Source organism: Myroides marinus (genome assembly GCF_900109075.1).
GTDB lineage: Bacteria > Bacteroidota > Bacteroidia > Flavobacteriales > Flavobacteriaceae > Flavobacterium > Flavobacterium marinum_A.
Window position 1 is genome coordinate 145,191 of the sequence record NZ_FNYS01000008.1, and the last position, 6,995, is coordinate 152,185.

Sequence of the window (6,995 nt, forward strand, 5' to 3'; positions counted from 1 at the left end):
TACAAAACTGATACTGTGCGAATCCTAGTGGTAAAGGTAATTTTGTCCCAAATAAAACAGAATAATGGAACAATCAGGCATTTTAAATGCAACAACGAAATCATCTAGCGGATGGTTAAATGGATTTATTGGAGTATTACTTTTTGCAGGTTCAATGCCTGCGACCAAGATGGCGGTTAAAGATCTAGACCCTATCTTCGCCACAGCGGCTAGAGCTGTTATCGCAGCGCTACTTGCTTTAGCTTACATCATCGCTTTTAGGGAAAACAGACCTACTAAAGCACAGTTATGGCCTCTAGCTAAAGTGGCTATTGGAGGAGTTATCGGATTCCCACTACTTACCGCTATGGCTCTTCAGCACATTACCTCAGCGCATTCCTTAGTATTTATGGGAATGCTACCGCTATCTACAGCAGTATTTGCGGTATTTATTGGTAAAGAAAAACCAAAGCCTATCTTTTGGTTTTTCTCTCTACTAGGTAGTGCCTTAGTCATTGGATTTGCTTTCTCACAGGGCGTTAGCGCTAACCCTATCGGAGACATTCTAATGATCTTAGCTATCGTATTATGTGGACAGAGTTATGCAGAAGGAGCTAAACTAGCTAAAACACTAGGAGGATCACAAGTCATCTCTTGGGCATGTATTATCTCTCTACCACTTACTGTTCCTATCATGATTTACACATTCCCTACTGATATCAGTTTAGTTGGTGGAGAATCATGGTTCGGGTTGCTATATATCTCTATCGTAAGTATGTTCTTAGCTTATATCTTTTGGTATAAAGGACTTGCACAAGGAGGTATCGCTACAGTAGGCCAAATTCAGTTATTACAACCTTTATTAGGTATGATACTAGCCGCTACTGTATTAAACGAAAAAGTTAGCCCAACGATGTTGTACATCACTTTTGGTGTTATCCTTTGTGTAGCCGCTAGCAAGAAGTTTGCTAAATAATACTTTTCTTTTATGCACCTTTACTAACGAAAAACGCACTGCCTATAAAGCAGTGCGTTTTTTTATTTATCAAAGTTATCTTTTTCTTTCAACACAATAAAAAAAGCCTATTCATCACTGAATAGACTTTCCTATCTTTTACTAAAAACTAATACCTCTTAATCTCTCCGACTAGTGTGTTATACTCATAAGTCGCTTCTTCTATTAATTTCTCATTCTCATCATAAGCTCTACTTATTCCGTGTAGAGATCCCTCTTTAAAATTTACCTCTGACCTTAGTCGTCCATTACTATAATAGTCTTTAGCCACTCCATCTAAAACACCATTCTTATAATTCCCCTCCATTTGTACCTGTCCATTCTCATAATACTTCTTTGTCATCCCCTCTTTCAACTCATCTTTATAAGTCAGTACAAGAGATACTTGTCCATTCTCATAATATTTCTTAGTTACTCCATCGAGCACACTATTCTTATACTCAGCTTCAATCATTAAGTATCCTTTCTCAGCATAGCTCTTCTTTATACCGTTTAGTTTTCCGTTCTTATAGCTAGTTTCGAACTCTATTTGACCATTTTCTCTGTATTCTTTCAGAATCCCATCTGGTTCTCCGTGATTATAATTAACCTCCGATTTTAGTTGTCCATTGTCATAATACCTTTGAGTAATACCATGTAGTATTCCTTCTTTATAATTCTCTACCAAATCTAGACTTCCAGTGGTATAATGCCCTTTCACGGTACCTGTAAATCGCTTATTTGAGCTTATTTCATAAGCCACACCATTTCTCTCTACAAGATCTTTAGGCTTAACCTCTTTAGCGTAACAACTCATTAATGAAACTGATATCAATAAACTATATAAAACTCTTTTCATACCTATCCAATTAAACTACTTAAGACAATGTATAAATGTACAATATCTATAGTTCTATTCATACAGTTTTCCGTAAACCCTTATAGATATTGAGTAAAACAACAAGGTACCCCCAACGTTAAAACTACAATAAAAAAAGCCTAACTACTCTCGTAATTAGGCTTATATATATAATTGTAATATTCTCTTTTACTGCATGCTCTCTACACACATGATGGCACATTTCTCTCCATCGATGGCTGCAGATACGATACCACCTGCATAACCTGCACCTTCCCCACATGGGTAAAGTCCTTTGATCTGAGGGTGTACTAAAGTGTAATCTTCACGAGGGATACGCACTGGAGAAGATGTTCTACTCTCAGGAGCGTGAAGGATAGCTTCGTTTGTAAAATACCCTTTCATCGACTTGCCAAACTCTTGGAAGCCCTCTCTCATGATTTGCGTTAAGAACCCTGGGAATACTTCTCCTAACTCTGTAGAAGTTGTCCCTGGTACATAAGACGTCTTTGGTATAGAAGACGACACTTTAGATTGTGAGAAGTCTACCATACGCTGTGCTGGCACGCGTTGTGTTTCTCCTGCTAATAAGAAAGCTCGTTGCTCTATCGCTTTTTGGAACTCCATTCCAGCTAAGGCTCCGTGTTTCTCAAAAGGTTTAAAGTCTTCTAACCTCAACTCTACTACGATACCTGAGTTGGCTGTTGGTTGATCTCGTTTTGATGGTGACCAACCGTTGGTCACTACTTCTCCTGGAGCTGTAGCACAAGGAGCAATTACCCCTCCTGGACACATACAGAATGAATACATTCCACGACCATTGACCTGCTTCACGATAGAATAAGGTGCTGGAGGCAAGAACTCTCCTCTGTAGTCACATGAGTACTGTATCTTATCGATAAGAGCTTGTGGATGTTCTGCACGCACTCCTAAGGCAAATGGCTTCGCCTCTATCAATACTTGTTTGCGGTCTAATAATTCGTATATATCACGAGCCGAGTGTCCCGTAGCTAAGATTACTTTCTTTGCCTCAATCACATCTCCCCCATTTACTACTACTCCGTGTATTTCATTGCCTTTAATCACAAAGTCTACTACGCGCATCTCAAACAACACTTCACCACCAAACTCAATGATTTTCTCACGCATATCTTGCATGATTTTAGGCAATTTATTTGTCCCAATGTGTGGGTGAGCCTCTACCAAGATATCTTGTGTAGCCCCAAAAGCTACCAGTAACTCTAAGATACGGTTAACATCACCACGCTTTTTAGAACGGGTATACAACTTACCATCAGAATATGTCCCTGCTCCACCCTCTCCGAAACAGTAGTTCGAATCTGGATGAACGATATGATCTCTGTTAATTGCTTTTAAATCTCGACGACGCCCTCTTACATCTTTTCCTCTTTCTACTACAATAGGTTTTACGCCTAATTCGATTAGTTGTAAGGCTGCAAAGTACCCTGCAGGTCCTGCACCAACAACAATAACACGAGGAGCGTCTTTTACATTTTTATATTCAGGGAAGTCAATCTTTCTGTGTACAACATCTTCATCTGCATAAAACACATCAACCTTCAGATTGATCTTTACAGAACGCTGTCTCGCATCGATAGAGCGTTTAAGAATCGTAATATGCTTAATATCTTGTATAGAACATTTTACGTGATTCGCAACGTACTGCGTCAATAAATCAGCTGTAGCTGCAACTTCAGGAAGAACTTGTAATTGTAATTCTTGTGGCATTTTTTTATAAAGCAAATAAAAATTAAGGACGCAAAAATAAACTAAAAATGGTTATTCTTTTTTACTATTTTTAAGTGAATAAACATTTTTTTGCAATCCACTAAGCAAATTACACAAATCATACCTAAAAAACTAATTACTAGTAATTTATACCCTATCTATATTACACCTTCTGTTGATACAAGATCCATTATTTCTTAAAGGCATTCATCCTCCTTATTTTAGAACAACTCCTAAAGAGCGTTCTGATGTTAGACTAGTGGAGAATACAAGAACAATAAAAGGACAATTCTTCGACAAACAACCTTTCTTGCCCACTATTCTCTAGTTATTGTCCATGAATTGTCCATGAAACTAGGTACAAGGCTCTGTTTATAAGGGTTTCAGGGCTTTATAAAAAACTGCCAATCAGCAAAAAAATAAACAACCATCTAATATACAGTTACTTACAAAAAACACCTAGTAAAAAACTATCTCACTTTTTTTGAAATAGAGGCTAAAAATATCTTCTATATCATCAAAATCAAAAAAAAGGATAGAATATCTTGTATAAAACAGGGATTATAAGGTTTATTTATATCTGTTTTTTAAAAAAAGTGAGAGGATTTTTTATGTTTTTGAGATCCTCAAACAGAAGTACGCTAGCTGTAATATCAAAAAAGAGCATATATTATCAGGTTTAACCTAATAATATATGCTCTTTTATTATTAAGAGAACTAAGGAAAAGCTAGTTTGGGGATAAGCTTGTTCAAATGAGTCTAATATCTGTCCTTAGTTCTTTAATAATTTATTTTTAAAACAAGGCTTCTATCTGCTTCTCTGCTTCCCACAAGTCACAGTATTTTCCTTGTTTATGCATTAGCGTTTCGTGTGTACCTTCTTCTACGATACACCCCTGTTCTAATACACATATCTTATCTGCTCCACGTACTGTAGAGAGTCTGTGTGCCATAATAATAACTATTTTTTCTTTTACTAACTCGTCTATAGCTCGCTGTACAGCTAACTCACTAAGAGAATCTAATGAGGAAGTCGGTTCGTCTAGAATCACGATAGGTGCATTCTTTAATAATGCTCTAGCAATAGAGATACGCTGACGCTCTCCTCCTGATAGTGTATTACCCATATCACCTATAGGAGTGTCATATCCCTTAGGCAATTGCCTGATAAAATCGTGACACTGTGCACGCTTAGCGGCATCTATAATTTCTTCTTGAGTAGCTGTAGGTTTAGCCATACGGATATTGTTTCCTATGGTATCATCAAATAAATATACCTCCTGAAATACAACAGAAATCATACTTAATAAATCATTCTGTGTAAGGCTAGTTATATCTACCCCTCCAATACTGATACTCCCTTGCTGACAATCTGCATAGCGCATAATCATTCTTGCTAGAGTTGTCTTACCCGATCCAGAAGGTCCTACTAAGGCTACAATAGACTTAGGTGCAATAGATAGATTGATATTTGACAAGGTTTTATCCTTAGCATCTTCATAGTAAAAATCTACCTCTTTAAACTCTATACCATAAGTAGTAGGTTTAGCTTGTTGATCTTTTACTTCTAAGACTGGAGCTGTTAGCATAGCTGTAATTTGCTTATACCCTGCTTCCATCAAACTAAATATCATCGTCATAGGAACAAAACTAGATATGAGTTCTGAGAATCGAATCACAATAATCATCAGTGCTGTCATCACCATCATATTACTATCTGCCTTTAAAACAAACAGTATCCCTAATCCCAGAGACACTAACATTCCGACTTCTAAAGCAGAAGTAATAATAAGGTTAGGCGTACTCCCCTTACCATGTCCAAAGATCTGTACTTCTCTAACCTTGTCAATACTCTTATTTAAACGGGATACGATGCGGTCTATCCCATTACTCGCTTTTAGTACTGGCAAGCCCTGAATAAACTCTATAGATTCTGCATTTAACTCTGAGTGTACCTCGTTTAAGTAATACATTCCTCTATCATAAGCAGGCTTTCGCCAGCGGTATAAAGGAATAATCACAGGAAACAGTATTAAAATTACAATAGCTATCTTCCAATCAAAGAAAAAAGTCATTAATCCTACCGAAATAGGAGTTATAATACCATACATCATCAAACTAGATACCGTAATGGTATATGAAATTACCTCATCTACATTATTACTAATCACAGCACTCCACTTACCAGAACGCTTATTAGATAAAAACTCTAAAGGCATTTCTCTTAATTTCTCTCCTTGTCTTTTGCGCAATTCATACTGTGCCTTTGACGAAAATCCTCCATAATCATAATCTTGTCCTACCCATCTACAGATAGCACTAATCACCACAAATCCCAATACTATCCAGATATAAAACCACACTTGTTCTGTCTGTCCTTTACCCAAATTCATAAATATTGGATAAAAACAAGTATAGGCTGCTCCCTGAAATACCGAAGACAATAAGATTAAATGAGGTCAACAGATAAATGCATATCTTTAAAGTATTGAAAACAGGTAATTATATGGATATTTTTAAGGGACAAAATCTTATAGAGTTTAGCGATCGCTTTAAAACAGATGAAGATTGTAAGATTTACCTATCTCAAATGAAGTGGTCAGAAGGCTATATATGTAGAAGATGTGGTCATACCAAGAGTCAAATTCGAAAGAATTTATCTCGTACATGTAATATTTGTAGCCATACTGAAAGCCCTACTGCAGGGACTTTATTTCATAAACTTAAGTTTAGTTTACGTAAAGCGTTTTTCATTTGTTTTGAGATGTCAACGACAACTAAATCCTTATCAGCCTCACAAACTTCTGTGCGCTTTGGCATAACAGAAACTACAGCAAGAATGTTTATGCATAAAGCGAGAATTGCCATGGAATCAAGTAATAAAGACCTTATGCAGGGAGAAATCCATGTAGATGAGTTTACTATTGGAGGATATGAAGAAGGGAAAGTAGGTAGAAGTTATGATGTAAAAAAAAAGAAGATAGTATGCTGCGTAGAACTTGATGATCTAGGTCAAGTAAAGCGTTTTTATGCCAATAAAATAGACGATTATTCTTCTAAATCACTTGTTTCAATATTTAAAAACCATATCGATAAACAAGCTAAGGTAGTCACTGATCTTTGGAAAGGATATAGACCTATTGCTAAACAATACAATATCAAACAGATATTAAGTAATAAAGGGAAGAATTTTATTGCGTTACACAACATGATTCATCAAGTAAAATCATGGATTAGAACAACTTATTCATGGGTATCTCCTTCAAATATAAACAGATACTTAGATGAGTATTGTTTTAGAATTAATAGATCTCAATCTAAAAATACTATATTCAATAATCTTCTTAAGAGAATGATTAATCATAGTCCTATAACTATCAAAAGTTTAGTAGGTAACTAACTACTGACCTCATA

The 6,995-nt window shown here is 36.2% G+C and carries 5 protein-coding genes; 2 read left to right on the top strand and 3 right to left on the bottom strand.

Annotation, left to right across the window (positions count from 1 at the left end; all coding sequences use genetic code 11):
- Positions 1-64: 64 nt before the first annotated feature.
- Positions 65-955: a DMT family transporter gene (locus tag BMX53_RS10380; protein WP_074746145.1), complete on the top strand. Its 891-nt coding sequence runs from the start codon at positions 65-67 to the stop codon at positions 953-955.
- 148 nt (positions 956-1,103) lie between these two features.
- Here the strand turns inward: BMX53_RS10380 and BMX53_RS10385 are convergent, their stop codons facing one another.
- The 3 genes from BMX53_RS10385 to BMX53_RS10395 all read right to left on the bottom strand — a co-directional run bounded on the left by BMX53_RS10385 (position 1,104) and on the right by BMX53_RS10395 (position 5,974).
- Positions 1,104-1,832, bottom strand: coding sequence for a toxin-antitoxin system YwqK family antitoxin (locus BMX53_RS10385; protein ID WP_074746147.1), 729 nt, complete (start codon positions 1,830-1,832; stop codon positions 1,104-1,106).
- A gap of 189 nt (positions 1,833-2,021) precedes the next feature.
- Positions 2,022-3,581 carry an NAD(P)/FAD-dependent oxidoreductase gene (locus BMX53_RS10390; protein WP_074746149.1) on the bottom strand — a complete coding sequence of 520 codons (1,560 nt, stop codon included), beginning with the start codon at positions 3,579-3,581 and terminating at the stop codon, positions 2,022-2,024.
- Between the two features lie 794 nt (positions 3,582-4,375).
- A complete protein-coding gene (locus tag BMX53_RS10395; protein WP_244154500.1) occupies positions 4,376-5,974 on the bottom strand; it encodes an ABC transporter ATP-binding protein in 1,599 nt (532 codons plus the stop codon).
- Positions 5,975-6,087: 113 nt separating this feature from the next.
- On the opposite strand from BMX53_RS10395, the gene BMX53_RS10400 reads away from it, so the two are divergent.
- Positions 6,088-6,981, top strand: a complete 894-nt coding sequence (locus BMX53_RS10400) for an IS1595 family transposase (RefSeq protein ID WP_063176900.1) — start codon at positions 6,088-6,090, stop codon at positions 6,979-6,981.
- Positions 6,982-6,995: the final 14 nt, after the last annotated feature.